The sequence below is a fragment of the Streptomyces sp. NBC_00252 genome (assembly GCF_036187565.1).
Classification (GTDB): Bacteria; Actinomycetota; Actinomycetes; order Streptomycetales; family Streptomycetaceae; genus Streptomyces.
On the sequence record NZ_CP108087.1, the window covers coordinates 7916604 to 7940691 of the forward strand.

Below are 24088 nucleotides of genomic sequence, written 5' to 3' on the forward strand. Positions count from 1 at the left end.
CTCCCGTTCTCTACAGCACGCTCGTCATGCCGCCGTCGACGTACAGGATCTGTCCGCTCACGAAGTCCGCCGCGGGCGACGCCAGGAACAGCACCCCGCCCACCAGGTCCTCCGTACGGCCCCAGCGGCCCGCCGGGGTCCGCTTGCGCACCCAGGCGCTGAACTCCTCGTCCTGGACCAGGGGTTGGGTCAGTTCGGTTTCGATGTAGCCGGGGCCCAGGCCGTTGACCTGGACGCCGCTCGGGCCCCAGTCCGCGCACATGCCCTTGGTGAGCATCTTCAGGGCGCCCTTGGTGGCCGCGTACGGCGCGATGCCGGGGCGGACCACCTCGCTCTGCAGCGAGCAGATGTTGATGATCTTCCCGTGGCCGCGTTCCGTCATCCGGCGGGCCGCCTCACGGCCGACCAGGAACGCGCTGGTGAGGTTGGTGTCGATGATGCGGTGCCAGTCGGAGTCGGTGAACTCCAGCAGCGGGGCGCGCAGTTGCATGCCCGCGTTGTTCACCAGGATGTCCAGCGGGCCGACCCTCTCCTCGACATCCCTGATCCCGGCGGCGACTGACGGACCGTCGGTCACGTCGAAGGCGGCCGTGTGGACGTCACCGGAGAGTTCGGCGGCGGCCTTGGTGAGGCGTTCGCCGTCGCGGCCGTTCAGGACGACCGTGCAGCCGGCCTCCAGAAGGCCCTGGGCGAGGGCGAGTCCGATGCCCCGGCTGGATCCGGTGACCAGGGCCGTACGGCCGCTGATGTCGAAGAGAGGATGACTCATTCCCGTACCCCTAGATGATCAGCGAGAGGAGGAGGACCAGTCCGCCGCCGACGACCGAGATGATCGTCTCCATCACGGACCAGGTCTTGAGGGTCTGGCCGACACTCAGGCCGAAGTACTCCTTCACCAGCCAGAAACCGGCGTCGTTGACATGGCTGAAGAAGACCGAGCCCGCGCCGATCGCCAGCACGAGCAGGGCGGTGTGGGTGGTCGACATGTCGGCGGCCAGCGGGGCGACCAGACCGGCCGCCGAGATGGTGGCCACCGTCGCCGAACCGGTCGCGAGCCGGATCGCCACCGCGATCAGCCAGGCCAGCAGCAGCGCCGGGATCGACCAGTCCTTCGAGATGTCCAGGATCATCTGGCCGACACCGGAGTCGATCAGGGTCTGCTTGAAGCCGCCGCCCGCGCCGACGATGAGCAGGATGCCCGCGATCGGCATCAGACCCTTCTCGACGGTCGTGGAGAGCCGGTCCTTGGTGAACCCGGCCGGGCGGCCCAGCGTGAACATGCCGACGATGACGGCCGCGAGGAGCGCGATCAGCGGTGAGCCGATCACGTCGAAGACGCGCTGCACGGTGTGCGCGGGGTCGTCGATGATGATGTCGACCAGGGCCTTGGACAGCATCAGCACGACCGGCAGCAGGATCGTGGCGAGGGTCGCGCCGAAGCCGGGACGGTTCTTCAGGTCCTCGGACGGGCGGGCCGGCAGCATCCGCTCCGGCGCCTGGACGTCCACCCAGCGGGCGGCGACCTTCGAGAACAGGGGGCCCGCGATGATGACGGTCGGGATCGCGACCAGCACGCCCAGCGCGAGGGTCAGGCCGAGGTTGGCCTTCACCGCGTCGACGGCGACCAGCGGCCCGGGGTGCGGCGGGATCAGCGCGTGCATGACCGACAGACCGGCCAGCGCCGGGACGCCGATGCGCATGAGGGAGTAGTTGCCGCGCTTGGCGACCATCAGGACGACCGGGATCAGCAGCACGATGCCGACCTCGAAGAACAGCGGCAGCCCGATCACCGAGGCGATCAGGACCATCGCCCACGGCATCGACCGGGGGCTCGCCTTCGCGAGGATGGTGTCGACGATCTGGTCCGCGCCGCCCGAGTCGGCGAGCAGCTTGCCGAGGATCGCGCCCAGGGCGATCAGGACGCCCACACCGGCGACGGTGGAGCCGAGCCCGGTGCTGAAGCTGGTGATGACCTTGTCCAGCGGCGCCCCGGCGAACGCGCCGAGCGCGAGCGAGCCGATGGTCAGCGCCAGGAAGGCGTGCATCTTGAACGTGGTGATGAGCAGGACGATGACGGCGATGCCCGCCAGTACGGCGATGCCCAGCTGAGCGTGTCCGGCCGAGGTGATGGGCTCGACGGGGTCCGCTGCCAGCATCTCGACGCTGAGTCTGGTCACGGTGGTTTCCTTGCGGATACGGGGAGTTGAGGTGACGGGGAAGGCTAGGAGGTCGGCTCGGGAACCTGCTCGAGCGCGGTCATGGCCCGTTCGGCGATCTGCTCCGGGCTGCCGGTGACGTCCACGGCGACGCCCGCCTCGTCCGCCTCCAGCGGCTGGAGCGTGGCGAACTGCGAGTCGAGCAGCGCGGTCGGCATGAAGTGGCCGTGCCGGTGCGCCATGCGGTCCTCGATGAGGGCGCGGTCACCGGTGAGGTGCACGAAGACGACCCCGGGGGCCGCGGCGCGCAGCCGGTCGCGGTACGACCGCTTCAGCGCCGAGCTGCTCACGACCCCGCCGAGTCCCGCGCGCCCGTGTGCCCAGGAGCCGATGGCGTCCAGCCAGGGCCACCGGTCCTCGTCGGTCAGCGGGTGCCCGGCCGACATCTTGGCGATGTTGGCCGGCGGGTGGAAGTCGTCGCCCTCGGCGTACGGAACGCCGAGCCGGGCCGCGAGCAGGGGACCGATGGTGGTCTTCCCGGTGCCCGCCACACCCATCACCACGACGACATGGGGGGTACGCATGGCTGCCTCACTGTCTCCGTCGACACCTGATGTCGAACCCACTGAAACCGATTAGGTACGACGAATTCAAGAGTCTGTGACATATAAGTCTGACTTTTTGGTTCCGTGACGCGCCCCGTACGCTGAGTGCATGACCACTCCGGGCCGCGGGTTGCACGGCCGCGTACTCGACTCCCTGGGCCCCGCCATCACCGCGGGCGCCTACCCGCCGGGCAGTGTCCTGCGCACGGACGAGCTCGCCAAGGACTTCGAGGTCTCCCGCTCCGTGATGCGCGAGGCGGTCCGCGTCCTCGAATCCATGCACCTGGTCGAGTCCCGCCGCAGGGTCGGCGTCACGGTGCGCCCCAAGGCCGAGTGGAACGTCTACGACCCCCAGGTCATCCGCTGGCGCCTGGCCGGCGCGGACCGCCCGCAGCAACTGCGCTCACTCACGGTCCTGCGCTCGGCGGTGGAGCCGATCGCGGCCGGTCTGGCTGCAAAATTCGCCACGGCCGAGCAGTGCGCGGAACTCACCGAGTGCGCGATCGGCATGGTCGCCAACTCGCGCGGCCACAAGCTGGAGGCGTACCTCGTCCACGACGTGGCCTTCCACCGCGTGATCCTCACCGCCTCGGGCAACGAGATGTTCGCCCGCCTCGGCGACGTCGTCACCGAGGTCCTCGCCGGCCGCACCCACCACGAGGTCATGTTCGAGGACCCCGACCCGGCCGCCGTCACCCTGCACGTCCAGGTTGCGGAGGCGGTCCGCGAGGGCGACGCGGTGCGCGCGGAGACCCTGACCCGCGAGATCACGGTCGGCGCCCTCCAGGAACTGGACATCCTGGCCCCGTAGGTGCCCTGGGGTGTTCGCCGCCCCTAGTCCAGGAACTCCCCGTCGACATACACCCACGCCCCGTCGACCCGCTCGAACCGACTCCGCTCATGAATCGCCCCACCCTGGTACGAGGCCCGGAACGTCACCGTCCCCGCAGAGTGGAACGCCGACCCACCGGTCGTGCCGACGACCTCCAACCCCGTCCACCGCATCCCCGGATCGAGATCGAGGGGAGCGTCGGGACGAGTCCGCGGATGCCAGGTGCGCAACAGATAGGGCGCGTCCAGCCGCACGAAGGCGGTGTACCGGGAGCGCATCAGGGCCTCGGCGGTGGGGGCGGGGGAGCGGCCTGAGTGGTAGCGACCACAGCAGCCGTCGTAGGGCTGGGGGAGGCCGCAGGGGCAGGTGGTGGGTGGGGTCATGGGGATATTGTGCCGGGGCCGGGGTACGCCGACCGGACCGGCATGACGATCCTCCGGCCGCTCAGACCGCGATCCCCGTCTCCGCCGAAGGCATCGGGGGCAGCGCCCCCCGGTACACCCACGCGTCGAAGAGCTGGTCCAGTGGCTCGGAGGTGAAGCGGGACGCGTGGGACGTGAACGTCGCTGTCGTCACCGTGCCGTTGCGGTGTTGGGTGGTCCAGCTTCGGAGCATGCGGAAGAACGCGATGTCGCCCAGCGCGCAGCGGACCGCGTGGACGGTGACGCCGCCGCGTTCGTAGAGGCGGTCGTCGAACATGGACTTGCGGCCGGGGTCGGCGAGGCGCAGGTCCTGGGGGAGGGTGGCGAGCAACCGGTGGGCGGAGGCCGCGTGTTGGTGGGCCGTGCGGCCACCGGAGCGCTCGGACCACAGCCACTCCGCGTACTTGGCGAAGCCCTCGTTCAGCCAGATGTGACGCCAGTCGGCGATGGTCACGCTGTTGCCGAACCACTGGTGGGCCAGCTCGTGCGCGACGAGCCGCTCCGAACCCCGGGCCCCGTCGACGTGGTTGGCGCCGAACAGCGACAACCCCTGTGCCTCGACGGGGACATCGAGCTCCTCCTCCGTCACGACGACCGCGTACTCGTCGAACGGGTACGGCCCGAAGATGTCCTGGAACAGCTCCATCATCGCGGGCTGTCGCGCGAAGTCCCTCGAGAATTCGGGGAGCAGGTCCGACGGGATGTGCCCGTGCTGCGGGACCCCGCCCAGACCCGGGTCGCCCAGCAGCACCGTCTGGTACTTGCCGATCGACAGGCCGACCAGATAGCTCGACGTCGGCGCCGACTGCTCGTACACCCAAGTGGTCGTCGAAGCCTTGGTGGTTCGGGTCAGGAGCCGGCCGCCCGCGACCACCGCGTACGAGGAAGGCGTCGTGATCGAGATCTGGTACGACGCCTTGTCCGCGGGCCGGTCGTTGCACGGGTACCAGGACGGCGCCCCGATCGGCTGGCTCGCCACCAGCGCCCCGTCGGTCAGCTCCTCCCAGCCGAGCCCGCCCCAGGGACTGGCGACCGGCTTGGGGTTGCCCGACCAGTGGATCTCCACGGTGAACGCGGCCCCGGCCCGCAACGGCTTCGCCGGACGCACCCGGAGCCGCCCGCCGCGGTGCGTGTAGTGCGGCTGGCGGCCGTCCACCCGGATCCGGCCGATCTTGAAGTCGCCCAGGTTCAGCTGGAATTCGGGCAGCGGCGCACGGCCCGCTATGGCGTTGATGCGCGCCGTGCCGGAGAGACGGTTGGGGCCGGGACGGTAGTCCAGCGCGAGCTCATAGCGGTGCACCCGGTAGCGGGCATCGCCGTTTGCCGGGAAATACGGGTCCGGACCCGCCGCCTGCTGAACGGTCACTGCTGCGTCTGCTCCCTGCGCTGTGCTCGTATCTCGTACCCGTGCACCGCCCTCCGAAGCCGACGCCGCGTGACCTGTGTTCAGGATCGCCATGACTCGATCGGATTGCCCAGCCAGCGGGTGTCGTCCGGGACGGACTCCCCCGCCATCACGAGCGACGCGGGCCCCAGAGTGGTACGGGCCCCGACCTCGCTGCCGGGCAGGACGATTCCGCCAGGACCCAGCGTCGCGCCCTCACGGAGGACCACAGTATCCGTCCGCAAGATCCGGTCGTGGAAGAGGTGGGTCTGGAGCACACAGCCCCGGTTCACCGTGGCGGCGTCCTCCAGGGTCACCAGATCAGTCTCGGGCAGCCAGTAGCTCTCCACCCAGACGCCCTTGCCGATGTGCGCCCCGAGCCCGCGCAGCCAGGCCGTCAGCACCGGAGTGCCCGGCACGGAACCGGCCAGCCACGGCACCGCCACGACCTCGACGAAGGTGTCCGCCAGCTCGTTGCGCCACACGTAGCCGCTCCACAGCGGGTGCTCGTCACCGCGGTGGCGACCCACGAGCAGCCACTTGGCCACGATCGAGATCAGCCCGGCCAGCGCGCCCACGGCCAGCAGCACGAGCCCCGACAGCAGCGGCGCCCACACCCCCAGCGCACACAGCGCGGCCACCGTCAGCACGGCGAGCCCGGCCGAGCAGAACACCGGCACGATCCGGCACAGCTCGACCAGCCCGCGCGCCCACAGCAGCCTGGCCGGCGGGTCGTAGGTCCGGCTCTGGTCGCCGCCGCTCGTGCTGCGCGGCAGCTTCACCGGCGGCAGCCCCAGGTACGACGTGCCCTTCTTCGCCTTCTTCGGCGTCGCCGACAGCACCCCGACGAGCCCGCCGTCCGGCACGCTCCGCCCGGGCGCGGTCATCCCGGAGTTCCCGAGGAACGCCCGCCGCCCGATCTCGGCCCGCCCGATCCGCACCCAGCCGCCACCCAGCTCGTACGGCGCGGTCAGCGTGTCGTCGGCCAGGAACGCGCCCTCGCCGACCGTGGTCAGGCTCGGCAGCGCGAGCACGGTCGACACCTCGGCGCCGCGCCCGATCCGCATCCCGAGCAGCCGCAGCCACACCGGCGTGGCGAGCCCGGCGTACAGCGGGAACAGGGTCTCGCGGGAGAGGTCCATCAGCTGCGTCACGGTCCACGCCTGCCAGCCGATCCGGCTGTGCGTCGGGTGCGTACCCTCACGCAGGCCCAGGCTGAGCAGCCGTACCCCGATCAGGATCAGCAGCGCGTACGTCAGCCCGAAGGACAGCGTCGCCGGGACCAGCGCGACCGCCGCACCCCGCAGGGCCTCGCCGAGTCCGTCACCGGGCGCGATGAACGCGCTCGCCACCAGCAGCGACACGGCGCCCGAGACCACCGGGAGCATGGTCAGCGCGAAGCCCGTCACGCCGTACATCACGCGCCAGTACGTGCCCCGCTGCGGGCGCTGCTTGGGCCAGTTGTGCTTGGCCTTGCCGAGCTTTACCGCGGGTGCGCCCGCCCAGCGCTGGCCGGTCGGGACCGTGCCGGTGACGGCCGAACCCGGCGCCACCTCGGCCCGCTTGCCCACCCGGGCGCCGGGGAACAGCATGCTGCGGGTGCCGACGACGGCGTGCGCGCCGACCTTGACCGGGCCGATCTCCAGCCGGTCACCGTCCAGCCAGTAGCCGGACAGGTCCACCTCGGACTCGACCGCGGCACCGCGGCCCAGCTTGAGCATGCCGGTGACCGGCGGGAGGGAGTGCAGATCGACGTCCTGGCCGACCTTGGCGCCGAGGGCACGCGCGTACCGCTCCAGCCACGTGCCCGTCAGGGACGTCGCCCCGCTGAACTCGGCCAGCCGCTCCGCCGCCCACAGCCGCAGATGGACGCTGCCACCGCGGTCGTGGCGGCCCGGCTTCACACCGCGCAGCAGCAGCCGCGCGCCGCCCGCGGCGATCGCGAGCCGGCCGGGCGGGCTGAAGAACAGCAGCGCGCCCGCGGCGACCAGCCACCAGGAGGCGGTCGGTAGCCAGCCGTAGCCGCTCAGTACGTTGCCGAGCGCGGCCAGCGCCACCGTCCAGCGCAGGCCGACCAGGGTGAACAGGGGGATCAGCGCGAGGAGTTGGACCACCTTGGCGCGGGCCGGCACCGGGGCGACCGGCCGCGCGGTGCCGTCGCCCTGTGCCGAGTCCTCCAGGTGCCGGGCCAACTTGCGCAGCGTCGGCTGCTGGTAGATGTCGAGAACGGCGGCGCTCGGGTACCGGGTGCGCAGCCGTGTGGTCAACTGCGCGGCGGCCAGGCTGCTTCCGCCGATCGCGAAGAAGTCGTCGGCCGCGCTGCTCACGGGGATGCCGAGCACCTCGGCCCACTGCTCCGCGAGCCAGGCCTCCGTGCCGTAGAGCTGCTCCTTGGCGCCACCGGTCTCCAGGCCTTCGAGCGGCCAGGGCAGCGCGTTGCGGTCGACCTTGCCGGACGTGCGGGTCGGGAGGTCCTCGACCGGCGCGATCAACGGCACGAGCGCGGCGGGCAGTTCGGCCCGCAGCTTCTCGACGGCGGCGGCCTGGTCCCAGCCCTCCTGGGTGACGACATAGCCGACCAGGAGCTGGTTGCCGCTGCGCGCGGTGCGCACGGCGGCGGCCGCTCCGGCGACACCGGGCAGCGCCTGGAGCGCCGCGTCGACCTCGCCGAGTTCGATCCGGCGCCCGCCGAGCTTGATCTGCTCGTCGGCCCGGCCCAGGAAGACCAGCCCCTCGGGCTCGGCCTTGACCAAGTCACCGCTGCGGTACGCCCGTTCCCAGCCGAGCGATTCGAGGGGCGCGTACTTCTCCGCGTCCTTCTCGGGGTCCAGATAGCGGGCGAGACCGACCCCGCCGATCACCAACTGCCCACTGCCGCCCATCGGTACGGGCACCCCGGCCTCGTCGACGACGGCCAACTCCCAGCCGTTCAGGGGGAGTCCGATACGGATCGGCTCGTCGCCGGTCATCAGGGACGCACAGGCCACGACGGTCGCCTCGGTCGGCCCGTACGTGTTCCAGACCTCACGGCCCTCGGTGACCAGGCGCTGCACCAGCTCGGGCGGGCACGCCTCGCCGCCGAAGATCAGCAGGCGTACGTCGTTCAGCGCCTCCGGCTCCCACAGGGAGGCCAGCGTCGGCACGGTCGACACGACGCTGATGTCCTGGTCGACCAGCCACGGGCCGAGGTCGGCCCCGCTGCGGACCTGCGAGCGCGGCACCGGCACCAGACAGGCGCCGTAGCGCCAGGCCAGCCACATCTCCTCGCAGGACGCGTCGAACGCGACGGACAGCCCCGCCATGACCCTGTCACCCGGACCGATGGGGTCCTCGGTGAGGAACAGGGCCGCCTCGGCGTCCACGAAGGCCGCCGCACTGCGGTGGGTGACGGCGACGCCCTTGGGCTTGCCGGTGGAGCCGGAGGTGAAGATGATCCACGCGTCCTGCTCGACACCGGGCCGCCCGGCCGGGGCCTCGCTGTGCCCGAGCACGGTCAGCGCGTGCTCGGCGCCGATGACGGCCCGCACGTCGGCCTCGCCGAACACCAGCTCGGCCCGCTCGTCCGGGTCCTCGGCGTCCACGGGCACGTAGGCGGCACCGGCGGCCAGCACGGCGAGGATCGCGATGTACAGGTCGTTGGTCCCGGAGGGGACACGCACGCCGACCCGGTCGCCGAGGCCGACACCGGCCGCGGCCAGGGTGCGGCGCAGGGTCTCCACCTCGGTGGCCAGCGCACGGTAGGTCAGGCGGACGGTGCCGTCGTCCAGGGCGAGTTCGTCGGGATACGAGCGCACGGACGCGTCGAGGATGTCGACCAGCGTGCGGGGCGAAGCGGCGGGCGCCGCGGAGAAACGTGCCGTATCGCCGAACTGTGTGCGGATCTCATCGTCAAGCCCGAGAGCACTGCCCTCGTGTATGGCTGCCATCGGTCCTCGCGTCTCGAACCCGGACCTCTCCGGGGTGCTGGCGGGCCCGCAGGTATGCCTGGGGTTGTCCAGCTCCAGCTCCGTTCCGTAACAAGCCGGAAATTTTAGTACGACGCTAGGCTCCGGGCCTGCCGACGGCCACTCGGGGCGGCCGAACGGGGGCGCTCCGTGAGCGCGCGACAACGCTCTGACCTGGTGATCTTCAGGCCGAAGGAGACATCCCCCACAAAAGCGGCGAGGGCCGCGACCTGTGCTGGTCGCGGCCCTCGCCGTCGAGTGTGTCCGAGGGGGGACTTGAACCCCCACGCCCGATAAAGGGCACTAGCACCTCAAGCTAGCGCGTCTGCCATTCCGCCACCCGGACAAGGTGTCTGTCGCGCGTGGTTTCCCCCGCGGCGACGAAGGAAACATTACCAGGCTTCCAGGGGTGGCCGATCACCCCCCGTCGCCGCCCCGCCCGGCCGCCGTCCCGCGTGAACGGCGTGTGACGGGCCGGGACCGCCCTTGGGGTGCGGGGTGTGGGAGAGAGAGGATGAGGGAGGACCACCAGCAGTGACAGTGGGAGGAAGCAGCGTGAGCGACACGGACACGGCCAAGGGCGTCACCGGTGAGGACGAGGTCGTGGACCTCTGCCGCGAGCTGATCCGGATCGACACCAGCAACTACGGCGACCACTCGGGCCCGGGTGAGCGCAAGGCGGCCGAGTACGTCGCCGAGCAGCTCGCCGAGGTGGGCCTCGAACCGAAGATCTTCGAGTCGCACCCGGGGCGCGCGTCCACGGTGGCCAGGATCGAGGGCACGGACCCGTCCCGGCCCGCGCTCCTCATCCACGGCCACCTGGACGTCGTACCCGCGAACGCGGCGGACTGGACCCACCACCCCTTCTCCGGCGAGGTCGCCGACGGGTGTGTGTGGGGGCGTGGCGCGGTCGACATGAAGGACATGGACGCGATGACCCTGGCGGTCGTCCGCGACCGGCTGCGCAGCGGGCGCAGGCCCCCGCGCGACATCGTGGTCGCGTTCCTCGCGGACGAGGAGGCCGGCGGCACGTACGGCGCGCGGCACCTCGTCGACAACCACCGCGAGCTGTTCGACGGCGTCACCGAGGGCATCAGCGAGGTCGGCGGGTTCTCGTTCACGGTGAGCGAGGAGCGGCGGCTCTATCTGATCCAGACGGCCGAGAAGGGCATGCACTGGATGAAACTGACCGTGGCCGGCACCGCCGGGCACGGGTCGATGATCCACCGGGACAACGCGATCACCGAGCTGTCCGAGGCGGTCGCCCGCGTGGGCCGGCACAAGTTCCCGGTGCGGGTCACCAAGACGACCCGGGCGTTCCTCGACGAACTCGGCGACGCGCTCGGCACCCCGCTCGACCCCGAGGACATGGAGGCCACGCTGGCCCGGCTCGGCGGCATCGCCAAGCTGATCGGCGCGACCCTCAGCAACACCGCCAACCCGACCCAGCTGAACGCCGGCTACAAGGTCAACGTCATCCCCGGCGAGGCCACCGCCAACGTCGACGGGCGCTTCCTGCCCGGCCACGAGGAGGAGTTCCTCGCCGACCTCGACCGGATCCTCGGCCCGAAGGTGAAGCGCGAGGACGTCCACTCGGACAAGGCGCTGGAGACCTCCTTCGACGGCCCGCTCGTCGAGGCCATGCAGGCCTCGCTGCTCGCCGAGGACCCGACCGCGAAGGCCGTCCCGTACATGCTGTCCGGCGGTACGGACGCCAAGTCCTTCGACGACCTGGGCATCCGGGGCTTCGGCTTCGCGCCGCTCAAGCTGCCGCCGGAGCTGGACTTCGCGGGCATGTTCCACGGTGTCGACGAGCAGGTGCCGGTGGACGGGCTGAAGTTCGGGGTGCGGGTGCTGGACCGGTTCATCGACGCGTCCTGAAACACCGGTCGACGTCGGTTGACGCCGGAATTCGACCGCGCGTGCGGAATCCACTGGGACGGGTGAATGTGCTCATAAGCTCGTAGCTCCATTACTCCCTCCTCGTTACAGGTGATGCGATCGGCAACACGAGATCGCTTTTGCCAACAAGGAGGAATAATGATCAAGAAGGTCGTAGCCGCTGCGGCTGCCACCGGTGGCCTGGTTCTCGCGGGTGCGGGTCTGGCCGTCGCCGACTCGGGCGCTCAGGGTGCCGCTGTGCACTCCCCGGGTGTCGTTTCCGGCAACGTCATCCAGGTTCCCGTGCACGTCCCGGTGAACGTGTGCGGCAACACGATCTCGGTGATCGGTCTGCTGAACCCCGCCTTCGGCAACGCCTGCGTCAACAAGTGACGTCTCCCCTCTGAGGGGTGACCACGTCCTCGGCCCCGGAGCGCGCGCCATGCGCTCCGGGGCCGACGGTCTTTGTGCGGGTAACCGCGCGAGGAATTCAGTCAGGAATGAAGGCAGGGGGGAATACAGCAATGCGACAGGTCACACGAAAAAGCTTGATGACCGTGGCGGCGGCGACCGGGGTGATCGCGGCCGCGGGCGGCGTCGCCCACGCCGACTCGGGCGCCGTCGGCTCCAGCAAGGACTCGCCCGGCGTGCTGTCCGGCAACACCGTGCAGGTACCGGTGCACGTGCCGGTCAACGTCTGCGGCAACACCGTGAACGTCGTCGGGATCCTCAACCCGGCGGTCGGCAACAAGTGCGCCAACCAGGGCGGGGGCAGCGGGACCAGTGGCGGTGGCTACGGCGACTCCGGAGGCCACGGCGGCTCGGGCGGACACGGCGCGCACGGCGGCACAGGGGGCTCGCACGCCGGCGGACACGCCTCGAACTCGCCCGGTGTCGGGTCCGGCAACCACGTCCAGGTACCCATCGACGTCCCGGTGAACGTCTGCGGCAACAGCGTCGACGTCATCGGCATCGGCATCGCGGTCACCGGCAACGACTGTGCGAACGGGGGGAGTTCGGGCGGCGGGAGCGGCCACGGGACGCCTCCGGGTGGGGGCGGTCACCACGGCGGCGGTCATCACGGGGGTGGCCATCACGGGACGCCTCCGGGTGGCGGCGGTCATCACGGTGGCGGTCACCACGGGACCCCTCCCGGCGGGGGCGGTCACCACGGCGGAGGCCATCACCCCGGGGGCGGGCACCACCCCGGCGGCGGTCACCACCCGGGCGGTGGGCACCACCCCGGCGGCGGTCACCACCCCGGCACGCCTCCGGGCGGCGGTCACGGCACGACCCCTCCGGGGACGCCGGGCCACCCCGGGACGCCGAGCCACCCGGGCACGCCCACGCACCCCACCACCCCGGGCACCTCACCGATCAAGGGCGGTCAGACGCCGACCGGCTCCGTGCACGTGAACCAGCCCGGCGCGCAGTCCGGCGTCCAGTCCCCGGGCGGCGCCCAGCTCGCCCACACCGGCAGCGAACTGCCGCTGGGCCTCGCCCTGCCGGTCGGCGCGGGCGCGCTGCTCGCGGGCGCCGTGCTGTACCGCAAGGCGCGGGCCTCGATGTAGCTCCCGGAGAGATGTGATCTGCGCAACGGAGGGGCCCCGCACTGTCGGGGCCCGCTCCGTTTCGCCCGGCTCAGCTCACCACGTGGCGCGCACCTGGCGGATGATCCGCCGGCGCAGCCGCACCCTGCGGCTCCCGTCGCGCAGCAGGCTCAGTCGGTCCAATTCCCAGTGTCCGTACTCGGCATGGTCCGTCAGCAGACGTGTGGCGTCCTTGCGGGAGACCCCGCGCGGTACGTACACGTCGACAAATTCGTATTCCGGCATCGCATCTATTGTGCGGGCAGAGCCCCGGTACGGATAGCGTCTGCACTATGTCTGATGCTGCGCAGCCCACCGCTGCCGAGGTACGCGCCGCCGCCGAGGCGGTCAAGACCGCGCTCGACCGCCACCTGGCCGCGGTCGAAGCCCGGTCGGGGGAGGACGACCCGGCCGTCTACGAGGCGTTCAACCAGCTCGCCGCGGCCGCCGAGGTCTACGACGAGCTGCTCTACGACCGTTACGACGAGGTCACGCCTTTCGAGATCCCCGGTTCCGACGATTCCCTGCCGCCGTACACCGGCCCCGAGGAGCCGAATGCGGTGAGCGTGCTGATCCGCCGTGACTACGCCGTGGCGGAGCCGCAGCGGCTGCTGGCCCAGGCGCAGCGGGTCGAGGCCGCGGTCGGCGACGGCACGGGCACGGAGGCCTCCGCCACGATCCACGGCGCGCTCGGCATCCTCTTCGACGAGTTCGAGGCGGACGAGATCGCCTCCCGCCCCAAGGAGTTCGGCCTCGAGGAGGGCGACTCCACGCTGTGGGTGACCGCCGCCGACGAGACGGCCGAGCCGGGCGCCTGGCTGGAGGCCCCCTTCGAGGGCGTCGATCCGCAGCGGGTGGTGTGCCGCTTCGACGTCAGCGCGGTCTTCGACGACGAGATCAACGACGAGATCGACGACATCGACGAGGTGGAGGACGAGATCGAGGACGAACTCGATCCCGACCTGGACGCCGATCTCGACGAGGACGAGGACCTGGAGGCGCTGGAAGCGGACCGCTGATCCGCAGGCGCCCGCCTGTCACGACGACGGCGGTCACCGGGGAAACCCCTCGGTGACCGCCGTCGTCGTGTCCCGTCCGCCGCCGTCCGGTCTCAGGCCTCCGCGGGAACCTGCGGTCGCAGCAGCACCGGCAGCCGGGTCGTCCGCGGCTTGGCCGGGACCTCGGCGACGGCCCGGGGCAGTGCCTGGTCCACGCCGTGCACGACGGACAGGTGCCGGTCGGCCCGGCTGAACGTCGTGTACACCCAGGGGCGGCTGAGCGCCTGCGCCGCGTCCCCGGGCAGCACCACGACCACCGCGGGCCACCGCGCCCCCACGGCCTGGTGCGCGGTCAGCGCCCACCCGTGCCGCACGGCCTGCTCGACCCGCTCCTTCGGTACGACGACGGGTCCGCCGGCGCACGCCAGGTGCAGCCCCTCGGCGTCGGCGTTCACCACGCGGCCCGGGATCGTACGGCCCGGGGTGGGGGAGTACGCGATCCGGTCGCCGGGGTCGAAGCCGCCGAAGCGGCCGGGGCCCGGGTTGAGCCGCTCCTTCAGCGCCACGTTCAGGGCACGGGTGCCCGCCGCGCCGCCGTGGCCCGGGGTGATCACCACCGTCTGCTCGGACGGGACGCCGATCACGCGCGGCACCGAGTCGGCGACGAGCTGCACGGTCCGGTGCACGGCCTCACCGGCGTCCCGCACCGGCACGATCACGACCTCCTTACCGGGAGCCTCCACCTGGTTGAGCTCACCGATGCCGATGCCCGAGACCAGCTCGCCCACGGGGCCGAGATCCGGGCGCCGGGAGACGACCTGGGGGCAGGCCTTCGACGCGAGCAGATCCGCGAAGACCCGCCCGGGCCCCGCCGACCACAGCACCGCCGGGTCCCCGGCCAGCACCAGCCGGGCGCCGTCCGGCAGCGACTCGCTGAGCAGCGCGGCCGTCTCCACGTCCAGTTGAGGCGCGTCGAGCACGACCAGCAGATCCAGGTCCAGGGCGCCGTCCGCGTCCCGCCCGGGGCCCTCGGCACCGGACAGGAGCCCGGCGAGGGTGGTGGCGCGAGGGCCGTCGGCCGCTCCGGGGCCGTCCGGCGTGGAACCGTCCGTCGCCGGGTCCCGCGGTGTGTCGTGCGCGGGAGCAGCGGGTGCGGCGGACGCGGGATCTCCCGGCCCGCCGGACGTGCTCCCCGCGCCGGACCCGGCGAGCAACGCGGCGAACCGGTCCCGCCCGACCGGACTGTGGGCGGCGGCCCAGGCGCGCAGCCCGAAACCCGCCGCCGCGCGGAGCAGTGCCGCCGGTTCCTCCAGGGACGCCTCACCGCCGGTGTGGAGCACCAGGCCATGACCCGCGACCGCGCGGATCAGCTCGCCAGTGGAGCCCTTGGCGGCACCCGCCTGCTCCCAGTCCGCCGCCGAACCGTCCTCCTTCGGCACCGAGTTGATCAGCTTGGCGAGGCCGTCGGCCAGGCTCTCCTCGGCGAGCGTGTACCGCTCCAGGCCGATCAGCACCCGGACCGGACGCTCCTGGACCTCTTCGGTCTCCTCGTCCGTGCGCTGCACCGGCACCGCGGGCTCGTCCAACGCGTCCTGGAAGACCAGCACTTCACCCTCCGCGATGGCGCTCTGCGTCGCCGCGTCCGGGTCGGGCACGCCCTGCTTGGCCAGCGCGGCCGTCAACGCCGAGGCCTCCAGGGCCGTATGACCGGCCAGGGCCGCCTGCTCAAGGAGCCAGGTGGTGACCGCGCGACCCCGCCGCTCGTCGTCCGGCGCGCACTCGTCGCCGAGCAGCGCCCGCGCGAACCCGTCGGCCTGCTCGGGCCGTACACCGGGGACGCGCAGCAACTGCCAGGGGTCCTCGCGGAGTTGGTCGTCGGCGCCTTCGCCGAGCGCCGCCGCGACCTGCGCCGCGAGCGTCTCGGGGGCGCCGCCCTCGGCCAGTACCCGCCGTACCGACTCGACGGTCTCGGTCGCGGGGGCGCCGGGGTCGGCCGCCACGGGCTGCGGGCGGCGTACCGCTTCGGGTGTGGCGGACCGGCGCGGGGCGGGGTCCGGCTCGGCGAAGGGGGTGGTCACGGGCTTCTCGCCGCTCTCCACGGCCCGCACCGCCGCGAGCAGATCGGCGGCCGTCCCGCTGAGCTTGGTCCCGGCCGCGATGGGCCCGGCCTTCTCCGCCTTCCGCCGCTCGATCCGCTCCCGCTCCAGCCGCTGCGCCAGCAACTCGGCGGCGGCCTCGGACAGTTCGGGCGCGGCAGCCTCGGCCTTGGCATCAGCGGTGCCCTCAGCGGCCGCGTCCTCACCAGTGCTCTCGGTGTCCTCGGCCGCAGCGCCCTCGGCACCTTCCGCGGCCGTCTCCTCACCCGTGCCGTCGGCGCCTTCCCCGGCGTCCGAGGTCACGTCCGTCCCCGCCTCCTCGGCGCCCCCCGCGGCATCCGTGCCCGTGTCCTCGGACGGCGAGGTCTCCGTGGTCTCCGGGTCCGTGCTCACAGCGTGCTCCAGTCGTGATCGGGATAGCGGTGCAGAGGCGCCGACACATCGTCGAGCGCTCGGCAGATCTCGTCAGGAAGACTAAGGGCCTCCACTGACAATGCGGCCGTGAGCTGCTGCGCGTTGCGCGCGCCGACGATCGGGGCGGCCACCCCGGGCCGGTCGCGGACCCAGGCGAGGGCGACCTGGAGGGGCGTGACCGCTAGCCCGTCCGCGGCCGTCGTCACCGCGTCCACGATGCGGGTCGCCGTGTCGTCGAGGTACGGCGCGACGAAGGGCGCCATGTGCTCCGAGGCGCCCCGTGAGTCGGCCGGCGTCGCGTGCCGGTACTTGCCGGTGAGGACCCCGCGCCCGAGCGGCGAGGAGGGCAGCAGCCCGATGCCCAGGTCGAGCGCGGCCGGCAGCACCTCGCGCTCCACGCCCCGCTGGAGCAGCGAGTACTCCAGCTGCGTGCTCGCCAGCCGCGTCCGCGTGCCTGGCGCCGCCAGCTGCCAGGTCGCCGCCTTGGCGAGCTGCCAGCCGCAGTAGTTCGAGACGCCCGCGTAACGCGCGCGCCCGCTGCTGACCGCCAGGTCGAGGGCCTGGAGGGTCTCCTCGAGCGGTGTGAACGGGTCGAAGGCGTGGATGTGCCACACGTCGACGTAGTCCGTGCCGAGGCGGGCCAGCGAGGCGTCCAGCGCGGCCAGGAGATGGCCGCGCGAGCCGTCGAAGCGGCGGTCGGGGTCGGGTACGCTCCCCGCCTTCGTCGAGATGACCAGGTCCCGGCGCGGCACGAGCCCCTCTATGAGCTGTCCGAGCAGGTACTCGGCCTCCCCGTCGCCGTACACGTCCGCCGTGTCGACGAGGGTGCCGCCGGCCTCCCAGAACGCCTTCAAGAGGCCCGCGGCGTCATGCTCGTCGGTGTCGCGCCCCCACGTGAGGGTGCCGAGTCCGATCCGGGACACACGAAGGCCGGTACGGCCGAGATGCCTCTGCTCCATGAACGCCGAGATTACTGGCCTGAACCTGCGGTGTGGTGGCCTGTGGATAACCGATTTCCACGATGATCCACAGTCCCTCCCGCGGCACGCTCCGTGATCACTCACCGGCACCCGTCCTGTCCGCCCGCACCACCGCGCGCTAGGGTCGGCACAACAGCGACGTTACTGATCGGTAAGGGGTCTGCCATGCAGCTCGGGATCAACCTCGGCTACTGGGGTGCCGGAATGGACGGCGACAACCTCGCCGTGGCGCAGGAGGCCGACCGCCTCGGCTACGCGGTGTGCTGGGCCGCCGAGGCCTACGGCTCCGACGCGGCCACGGTGCTCACCTGGGTCGCCGCGCAGACCGAGCGCATCGACGTCGGCTCGGCCATCTTCCAGATCCCGGCCCGCCAGCCCGCGATGACGGCGATGACCGCCGCGACCCTCGACTCCCTCTCCGGCGGCCGCTTCCGCCTGGGCCTCGGTGTCTCCGGCCCGCAGGTCTCCGAGGGCTGGTACGGCGTCAAGTTCGACAAGCCGCTGGCACGCACGCGTGAGTACGTCGAGATCGTCCGCAAGGCGATGACCCGCGAGCGCCTGTCCTACGACGGTGAGCACTGGACACTGCCGCTGCCCGGCGGCCCGGGCAAGCCCCTCAAGCTGACCGTGCACCCGGAGCGCGAGCACATCCCGCTCTACATCGCGGCGATCGGCCCGAAGAACCTGGAGCAGACCGGCGAGATCGCCGACGGCGCGCTGCTGATCTTCCCCTCGGCCGAGCACCTGGAGGACACCGCCGTACGGCATCTGCGGGCCGGGCGCGAGAAGGCGGGGAAGACCCTGGAGGGCTTCGACATCGTCCCGACGCTCCCGCTGGCCCTCGGCGAGGACAAGGACGTCGAGAAGCTCGCCGACACCTTCCGCCCGTACACCGCGCTCTACGTGGGCGGCATGGGCAGCCGGCAACAGAACTTCTACAACAAGCAGGCCCGGCGCATGGGTTTCGAGGCGGCCGCCGCCGAGATCCAGGACAAGTACCTGTCCGGCGACAAGGACGGCGCCGCCGCGGCCATCCCGCACGACCTGATCGACAAGACGACGCTGCTGGGTTCCGTGGACCGCATCGCGGACCGGATGAAGGAGTACGCGGCGGCCGGTGTCACCACCCTGACGCTCGCCCCGGCCGGCTGGACCCTGGACGAGCGCCTCGCCGCCCTGCGCGCCGGAACCGAAGCACTGGAGCGCGCCGGCCTCGCGTGACGCGCCTCTGCCGTACGGAAGTTTTCTACGGCCGTGGTGGGGGCTCGGGGGGTCTTCCCCGCCACGGCCGTCACGGGGAACAACGCGCGGCAGCCCGTGCGGTTACGCCCCCGACGGGACATCCGTAGTCCTCCTTTTGGCGGAGTTGTCCGACACTGCTGTTGCAGCACCTCTGATGCCGCATTTGACTCGTTCTTTGCGGAATGTGGCGGAATCCTGCATGGAGGTGCCTTCAGATGCTTTCGGCCAAGAGCCTGTTCCAGGAGATCCTCGACAACGACGAGTCGTTCCGGCTGTTCTGCTCCATCGCGGCCAGCGGCGAGTCCCAGGGCGGCTGGGAGAACGGGCGCATCGCCCTGCTCGTCCCGGCGAGCGAACGTCACCTCGCCCCCAAGATCAGCCGGCACGGCGCCGACGAGGACAAGCACGGGCGCATTTTCAACGCCCTCCTCAAGAAGCGCGGCCTCGACCCTGTCCGGGTGCCCGCCGACACCGACTACACGATGCTCCTGGAGCGGCACGGCATCGGCCTCGCGCACGAGAAGCTCAGGGGCGAGGCGGCCCTGACCGTCCAGGACGTCGTCACCTACCTCGCGCACAGCCGGGTCACCGAACAGCGCGCCTCCGAGCAGATGGACCTCCTGCGCAGGCACTTCGCCGACCACCCCGACCTCGGCCGCGCGGTACGGATGATCTCGAACGACGAGGACAACCATCTCGCCTACTGCCACGAGGAGCTGCTGCGCTTCGCCGCCGCGGGACACGGCCGCGCGATCCAACGGACGCTCCGGCAGTGCGCGTTGGCCGAGATCGGGATCTACCGGGACGTCAGCCTCGCGGTGATGGCCCACATGGGACGCGTCCTCGGCTGGCCCCGCGCCAAGTCGGCCGCGCTCGCCGCCGGCATCCACGCGGTGTACGCGTACGAACGGCTCGGCGGCTGGCGGCGGATGGTGTCCCTGAGGATGCCGGAACGCCGTGACGCCCTCGGCGGACCGGCCACCGCCGCGCCCGAGTTCGCGTAAGCCCAACCAGGGCCTACAGCCAGCCGCGCCGCTTGAACGTCCGGTACAGCAGCACCTCCAGGGCGGCCATCAGCAGGATCACCGCCGGGTATCCCCACAGCCAGTGCAGCTCCGGCATGTGGTCGAAGTTCATGCCGTAGATCCCCGCGATCATCGTGGGGACCGCGGCCATGGCGGCCCAGCCGGAGATCTTCCGCATGTCGTCGTTCTGCCGGACGCTGGTCTGCGCGAGGTGGGCCGACAGGACGTCCGAGACCAGCCGGTCCAGGCCCTCCACGGACTCGTTGACCTTCATCAGGTGGTCGTTGACGTCACGGAAGAACGGCCGCGACTTGTCGTTCACGAACGGCACCCGGTCACCGGAGAGGCCGACGCCCGCGAGCCGGGCGAGTGGCATCGCCAGGGGCCCGGTGGCCCGGCGGAACTCCAGGATCTGCCGCTTGAAGGTGTAGATCCGCGAGGCCGTGGTCCGCGAGCCGCCGCCGGTCGGCGAGAACACCGCCGCCTCCAGCTCCTCCAGGTCGGTCTGCAACTCGTCCGCCACGTCCACGTAATGGTCGACCACCGCGTCCGCGATCGAGTACAGCACCGCCGTCGGCCCGTGCCGCAGCATCTCCGGCTCCTCCTCGAGGCGGTGCCGTACGGCCGCCAGAGGGGCCTCCATGCCGTGCCGGACGGTCACCACGAAGGAGTCGCCCACGAAGACCATGACCTCGCCGGAGGTGACGACGTCGTCGTCCGCCTCGTAGCCGACCGGCTTGAGGACCACGAACAGCGAGTCGTCGTAGACCTCCATCTTGGGCCGCTGATGGGCCTTGAGGGCGTCTTCGACGGCCAGGGGGTGCAGGCCGAACTCCTGGGTGACCTGGTCGAACTCCTTCTCCGTGGGCTCGTAGAGACCGATCCACACGAAGGCGTCACCCACCCGACGACAATGGTCCAGGCCGTCGGAGAAGTCGCCGGGGCCCTCCGTCCGGCGTCCGTCACGGTAGATGGCGTAGTCCACGATCACGGTGCGTATTCTCCTGCCGTCCGGCCGAAGACGCACCCGCGCGTACGCCTACCCTTGGCCCCATGCCCACGTTGATCCTTGTCCGGCACGGACGTTCGACCGCCAACACCGGGGGAGTGCTCGCCGGCTGGACGCCCGGTGTCGCCCTCGACGAGCGCGGCAACGCCCAGGCCGCCGCGCTCCCCGGACGGCTCGCCGCGCTGCCGATCGCCGAGGTCGTCGCCAGCCCCCTCCAGCGCTGCCAGGAGACCCTCCAGCCCCTCCTCGACGCCCGCCCCGACCTGCGGCTGCACACCGAGGAGCGGATCGGGGAGTGCCACTACGGCGACTGGTCGGGCCGCAAGCTCGCCGAGCTCAAGGACGAGCCCCTGATGGAGGTCGTCCAGTCGCACCCCTCGTCGGCGGCGTTCCCCGGCGGCGAGTCGATGCGCGCGATGCAGACCCGCGCGGCCGAGGCCGTACGCGAGTGGAACGCGCGCGTGGAGCGCGATCACGGCGCCGACGCCGTCTATCTCATGTGTTCGCACGGCGACATCATCAAGTCCCTTGTCGCGGACGCACTCGGGCTTCATCTCGACCTCTTCCAGCGGATCTCCGTAGAACCGTGTTCCATCACAGCGATCCGTTACACCCGTCTCAGGCCTTTTCTCGTCCGGCTCGGGGACACGGGTGATCTCGCGTCCCTGGCCCCGCGCGAGGAGCCGCCGGGCGACGACGCCCCGGTCGGGGGCGGCGCGGGCGCACCGTGATCGTCGGCCGCAGTAGGGTGAAGCGGTCGCAGTAGCGCCGCACTTGTCAGCAGTCGATCCCAATGGAGACAGGACGTGTCCCGTCAGGTGTTCCTCTACGACCCGCCGGACCGCTTCGTAGCCGGCACGGTCGGACTGCCCGGGCGCCGTACGTTCTTCCTCCAGGCCGCCTCCGGTCCTCGGGTGACCAGCGTGGCCCTGGAGAAGACGCAGGTCGCCGCGCTCGCCGAGCGCATGGACGAGCTTCTGGACGAGGTCGTACGGCGCAGTGGCGGCAGCGCCGCCGTCCCGGCCGTCACCCCCACCGAGATCTCCGACACCCGTCCGCTGGAGACCCCCGTCGAGGAGGAGTTCCGCGTCGGCACCATGGCGCTCGCCTGGGACGGTGAGGAGCAGCGCATGATCGTCGAGGCGCAGGCCCTCGTCGAACTCGACGCCGACACCGACGAGGACCTCGCCGAGGCCGAGGAGCGCCTCCTCCAGGACGAGGAGAACGGCCCCCCGATGCTGCGGGTCCGCCTCACCGGAGCCCAGGCCCGCGCCTTCGCCAAGCGGGCCCTGGATGTCGTCAACGCCGGCCGTCCGCCCTGCCCGCTGTGCAGCCTCCCGCTCGACCCGGAAGGACACGTATGTCCGCGCCAGAACGGATACCGCCGCGGAGCGTGACCACGGCCGAGCTGCTCGCCAAGGGTGAGCTGACAGTACGCGGACGCATCCGCGAGGCCTCGAACGCGGTGCTGTTCTGCTCCGTGACGTACGAGGGCCGCGAGGCGTCCTGCGTGTACAAACCCGTCGCGGGGGAGCGCCCCCTGTGGGACTTCCCGGACGGCACCCTCGCCCAGCGCGAGGTCGCCGCCTACGAGGTCTCCGAGGCGACCGGCTGGGGCCTCGTGCCCCCCACCGTGCTGCGCGACGGGCCGCACGGCGAGGGCATGTGCCAGCTGTGGATCGAGGCCGTGCCCGGATCCGAACTGCTCGCCCTGGTCGACGCCGAGGAGCCCGGGGAGGGCTGGAAGGCCATCGCCTTCGCCGAGGTCGGCGAGGGGAAGACGGCCCTCCTGGTGCACGCCGACGACGAGCGGCTGCGGAGGCTCGCCGTCCTCGACGCGGTCATCAACAACGCGGACCGCAAGGGCGGCCATCTGCTGCCCGCCGACGAGGGCCGCCTTTACGGCATCGACCACGGTGTCACCTTCAACGCCGAGAACAAGCTGCGCACCCTCCTGTGGGGCTGGGCGGGCGATCCGCTCACTCCGGAGGCGGTCGACGTCCTCCAGGGGCTCAGGGAGGCGCTCAGCGACGGCGCCGCGCTGGCCGGGAAGCTCGCCGAGCTGATCACCGACGTGGAACTGGACGCCACGCGCGCGCGGGTCGACGCGCTGCTCGCGGAGGGGAAGCATCCCGAGCCGAGCGGGGAGTGGCCCGCGATTCCGTGGCCGCCCGTGTAGCTGCACACGGAGGCGGGGACGCGCAAGAGCGCCTTACCGGCCATACGGCCTGGTCCGGTTCGTAAACGGATCATCCGTCCGGTTACGCTCATGACATGTATGCCTGGCCCGCTTCTGAGGTCCCCGCCCTGCCCGGCAAGGGCCGCGACCTCCGGATCCACGACACCGCGACCGGCGGTCTGGTCACCCCCGACACCGGTCCCGTCGCCCGTATCTACGTCTGTGGCATCACGCCGTACGACGCCACCCACATGGGACACGCGGCGACCTACAACGCGTTCGACCTCGTGCAGCGCGTGTGGCTCGACACCAAGCGGCAGGTTCACTACGTCCAGAACGTGACCGACGTCGACGACCCGCTCCTGGAGCGCGCCGTGCGCGACGGCGTCGACTGGGTGGCCCTCGCCGAGAAGGAGACGGCGCTCTTCCGCGAGGACATGACCGCCCTGCGGATGCTGCCCCCGAAGCACTACATCGGCGCGGTCGAGGCGATACCGGGCATCGTGCCGCTGGTCGAGCGCCTCCGGGACGCCGGTGCCGCCTACGACCTCGACGGCGACATCTACTTCTCCGTCGGCTCCGACCCGAACTTCGGCAAGGTCTCCAACCTCGACGCGGCCGCCATGCGCCTGCTCTCCGCCGAGCGCGGCGGCGACCCGGACCGCCCGGGCAAGAAGAACCCGCTCGACCCGATGCTCTGGATGGCCGCCCGCGAGGGCGAGCCGAGCTGGGACGGCGGCACGCTCGGCCAGGGACGGCCCGGCTGGCACATCGAGTGCGTCGCGATCGCCCTCGACCACCTCGGCATGGGCTTCGACGTCCAGGGCGGCGGCTCCGACCTCGCCTTCCCGCACCACGAGATGGGCGCCTCGCACGCCCAGGTGCTGACCGGCGAGTTCCCCATGGCCAAGGCCTACGTCCACGCCGGCATGGTCGGTCTCGACGGCGAGAAGATGTCGAAGTCCCGGGGCAACCTCGTCTTCGTCTCCGCGCTGCGCCGCGAGGGCGTCGACCCGGCCGCCATCCGGCTCGCCCTGCACGCCCACCACTACCGCTCCGACTGGGAGTGGACCGACGGGGTCCTCCAGGACGCGGTCGCCCGGCTCGGCCGCTGGCGTGCCGCGGTCTCCCGGCCCGACGGGCCCTCCGCGCTGACGGTCGTCGAGGAGATGCGCGAAGCTCTCGCGAACGACCTGGACGCCCCGGCCGCGCTCGCCGCGGTCGACCGCTGGGCGGCTCTCCAGCGGGACCGGGGCGGCAGCGACGAGGGCGCCCCCGGCATCGTCTCCCGCGCCGTGGACGCCCTGTTGGGCGTGGCCCTGTAGCAACGGC

The 24088-nt window shown here is 71.6% G+C and carries 21 protein-coding genes and 1 tRNA gene; 11 read left to right on the forward strand and 11 right to left on the reverse strand.

Annotation, left to right across the window (positions count from 1 at the left end; genetic code table 11):
* Positions 1-10: 10 nt before the first annotated feature.
* The 3 genes from OHT77_RS35215 to OHT77_RS35225 are packed head-to-tail and all read right to left on the reverse strand — an operon-like array spanning position 11 to position 2740.
* On the reverse strand, positions 11-769 hold the full coding sequence (locus OHT77_RS35215) for an SDR family oxidoreductase (RefSeq protein ID WP_266767143.1): 759 nt from the start codon (positions 767-769) through the stop codon (positions 11-13).
* Positions 770-779: 10 nt separating this feature from the next.
* Positions 780-2177, reverse strand: coding sequence for a GntT/GntP/DsdX family permease (locus OHT77_RS35220; RefSeq protein WP_328832434.1), 1398 nt, complete (start codon positions 2175-2177; stop codon positions 780-782).
* Positions 2178-2221: 44 nt separating this feature from the next.
* Complete coding sequence (locus tag OHT77_RS35225; RefSeq protein WP_328832435.1) at positions 2222-2740, reverse strand: gluconokinase; 519 nt, start codon at positions 2738-2740, stop codon at positions 2222-2224.
* Positions 2741-2870: 130 nt separating this feature from the next.
* On the opposite strand from OHT77_RS35225, the gene OHT77_RS35230 reads away from it, so the two are divergent.
* The gene (locus OHT77_RS35230; RefSeq protein WP_266767140.1) at positions 2871-3572 is read left to right on the forward strand and encodes a FadR/GntR family transcriptional regulator; all 702 of its coding nucleotides are present in this window, start codon (positions 2871-2873) and stop codon (positions 3570-3572) included.
* Between the two features lie 23 nt (positions 3573-3595).
* Here OHT77_RS35230 and OHT77_RS35235 read toward each other — a convergent pair whose 3' ends face one another.
* From OHT77_RS35235 to OHT77_RS35250, 4 genes are all read right to left on the reverse strand, one after another.
* Complete coding sequence (locus tag OHT77_RS35235) at positions 3596-3976, reverse strand: YchJ family protein (RefSeq protein ID WP_328832436.1); 381 nt, start codon at positions 3974-3976, stop codon at positions 3596-3598.
* Positions 3977-4037: 61 nt separating this feature from the next.
* Positions 4038-5381 (reverse strand): M1 family metallopeptidase, encoded by a 1344-nt coding sequence (locus OHT77_RS35240; RefSeq protein ID WP_328832437.1) that lies wholly within the window; start codon positions 5379-5381, stop codon positions 4038-4040.
* Positions 5382-5461: 80 nt separating this feature from the next.
* Positions 5462-9325, reverse strand: coding sequence for a Pls/PosA family non-ribosomal peptide synthetase (locus OHT77_RS35245; RefSeq protein ID WP_328832438.1), 3864 nt, complete (start codon positions 9323-9325; stop codon positions 5462-5464).
* Between the two features lie 279 nt (positions 9326-9604).
* Positions 9605-9689: transfer RNA gene (locus OHT77_RS35250), tRNA-Leu, on the reverse strand.
* Positions 9690-9898: 209 nt separating this feature from the next.
* Between OHT77_RS35250 and OHT77_RS35255 the strand changes: the two genes are divergently transcribed.
* From OHT77_RS35255 to OHT77_RS35265, 3 genes are all read left to right on the forward strand, one after another.
* A complete protein-coding gene (locus tag OHT77_RS35255) occupies positions 9899-11224 on the forward strand; it encodes a M20/M25/M40 family metallo-hydrolase (RefSeq protein ID WP_328832439.1) in 1326 nt (441 codons plus the stop codon).
* Positions 11225-11383: 159 nt separating this feature from the next.
* Positions 11384-11617: a chaplin ChpH gene (gene chpH / locus OHT77_RS35260; RefSeq protein ID WP_266767135.1), complete on the forward strand. Its 234-nt coding sequence runs from the start codon at positions 11384-11386 to the stop codon at positions 11615-11617.
* Positions 11618-11748: 131 nt separating this feature from the next.
* Complete coding sequence (locus OHT77_RS35265; RefSeq protein WP_328832441.1) at positions 11749-12795, forward strand: chaplin; 1047 nt, start codon at positions 11749-11751, stop codon at positions 12793-12795.
* Positions 12796-12870: 75 nt separating this feature from the next.
* Here the strand turns inward: OHT77_RS35265 and OHT77_RS35270 are convergent, their stop codons facing one another.
* Positions 12871-13059 (reverse strand): DUF5703 family protein, encoded by a 189-nt coding sequence (locus OHT77_RS35270; protein WP_005485166.1) that lies wholly within the window; start codon positions 13057-13059, stop codon positions 12871-12873.
* Between the two features lie 47 nt (positions 13060-13106).
* Here OHT77_RS35270 and OHT77_RS35275 point away from each other — a divergent pair, with 47 nt between their 5' ends.
* Complete coding sequence (locus tag OHT77_RS35275) at positions 13107-13832, forward strand: hypothetical protein (protein ID WP_266767134.1); 726 nt, start codon at positions 13107-13109, stop codon at positions 13830-13832.
* 92 nt (positions 13833-13924) lie between these two features.
* On the opposite strand, the gene OHT77_RS35280 is transcribed toward OHT77_RS35275, so the two are convergent.
* Both OHT77_RS35280 and OHT77_RS35285 read right to left on the reverse strand, forming a co-directional pair.
* Positions 13925-16300, reverse strand: coding sequence for a helix-hairpin-helix domain-containing protein (locus OHT77_RS35280; RefSeq protein WP_328832442.1), 2376 nt, complete (start codon positions 16298-16300; stop codon positions 13925-13927).
* The gene (locus OHT77_RS35285; RefSeq protein WP_266767132.1) at positions 16297-17280 is read right to left on the reverse strand and encodes an aldo/keto reductase; all 984 of its coding nucleotides are present in this window, start codon (positions 17278-17280) and stop codon (positions 16297-16299) included. The genes OHT77_RS35280 and OHT77_RS35285 overlap by 4 nt, the downstream gene beginning before the upstream one ends.
* Positions 17281-17466: 186 nt before the next feature.
* Between OHT77_RS35285 and OHT77_RS35290 the strand changes: the two genes are divergently transcribed.
* Together OHT77_RS35290 and OHT77_RS35295 are read left to right on the forward strand one after the other, a co-directional pair.
* Positions 17467-18522, forward strand: coding sequence for an LLM class F420-dependent oxidoreductase (locus tag OHT77_RS35290; protein ID WP_328832443.1), 1056 nt, complete (start codon positions 17467-17469; stop codon positions 18520-18522).
* 236 nt (positions 18523-18758) lie between these two features.
* Complete coding sequence (locus tag OHT77_RS35295) at positions 18759-19547, forward strand: ferritin-like domain-containing protein (RefSeq protein WP_328832445.1); 789 nt, start codon at positions 18759-18761, stop codon at positions 19545-19547.
* A 13-nt stretch (positions 19548-19560) separates the two neighbouring features.
* On the opposite strand, the gene corA is transcribed toward OHT77_RS35295, so the two are convergent.
* A complete protein-coding gene (corA, locus tag OHT77_RS35300; RefSeq protein ID WP_328832446.1) occupies positions 19561-20559 on the reverse strand; it encodes a magnesium/cobalt transporter CorA in 999 nt (332 codons plus the stop codon).
* Between the two features lie 62 nt (positions 20560-20621).
* On the opposite strand from corA, the gene OHT77_RS35305 reads away from it, so the two are divergent.
* The 4 genes from OHT77_RS35305 (at position 20622) to mshC (ending at position 24081) form a co-directional block, all read left to right on the forward strand.
* Entirely contained in the window at positions 20622-21308 is a 687-nt protein-coding gene (locus OHT77_RS35305; protein ID WP_328832447.1) for a histidine phosphatase family protein, read from the forward strand.
* Between the two features lie 75 nt (positions 21309-21383).
* Positions 21384-21974: a DUF3090 domain-containing protein gene (locus tag OHT77_RS35310; protein ID WP_033283700.1), complete on the forward strand. Its 591-nt coding sequence runs from the start codon at positions 21384-21386 to the stop codon at positions 21972-21974.
* Positions 21938-22756, forward strand: coding sequence for an SCO1664 family protein (locus tag OHT77_RS35315; protein WP_328832448.1), 819 nt, complete (start codon positions 21938-21940; stop codon positions 22754-22756). The genes OHT77_RS35310 and OHT77_RS35315 overlap by 37 nt, the downstream gene beginning before the upstream one ends.
* Before the next feature lie 95 nt (positions 22757-22851).
* Positions 22852-24081: a cysteine--1-D-myo-inosityl 2-amino-2-deoxy-alpha-D-glucopyranoside ligase gene (mshC, locus tag OHT77_RS35320; protein WP_328832449.1), complete on the forward strand. Its 1230-nt coding sequence runs from the start codon at positions 22852-22854 to the stop codon at positions 24079-24081.
* Positions 24082-24088 lie beyond the last annotated feature (7 nt).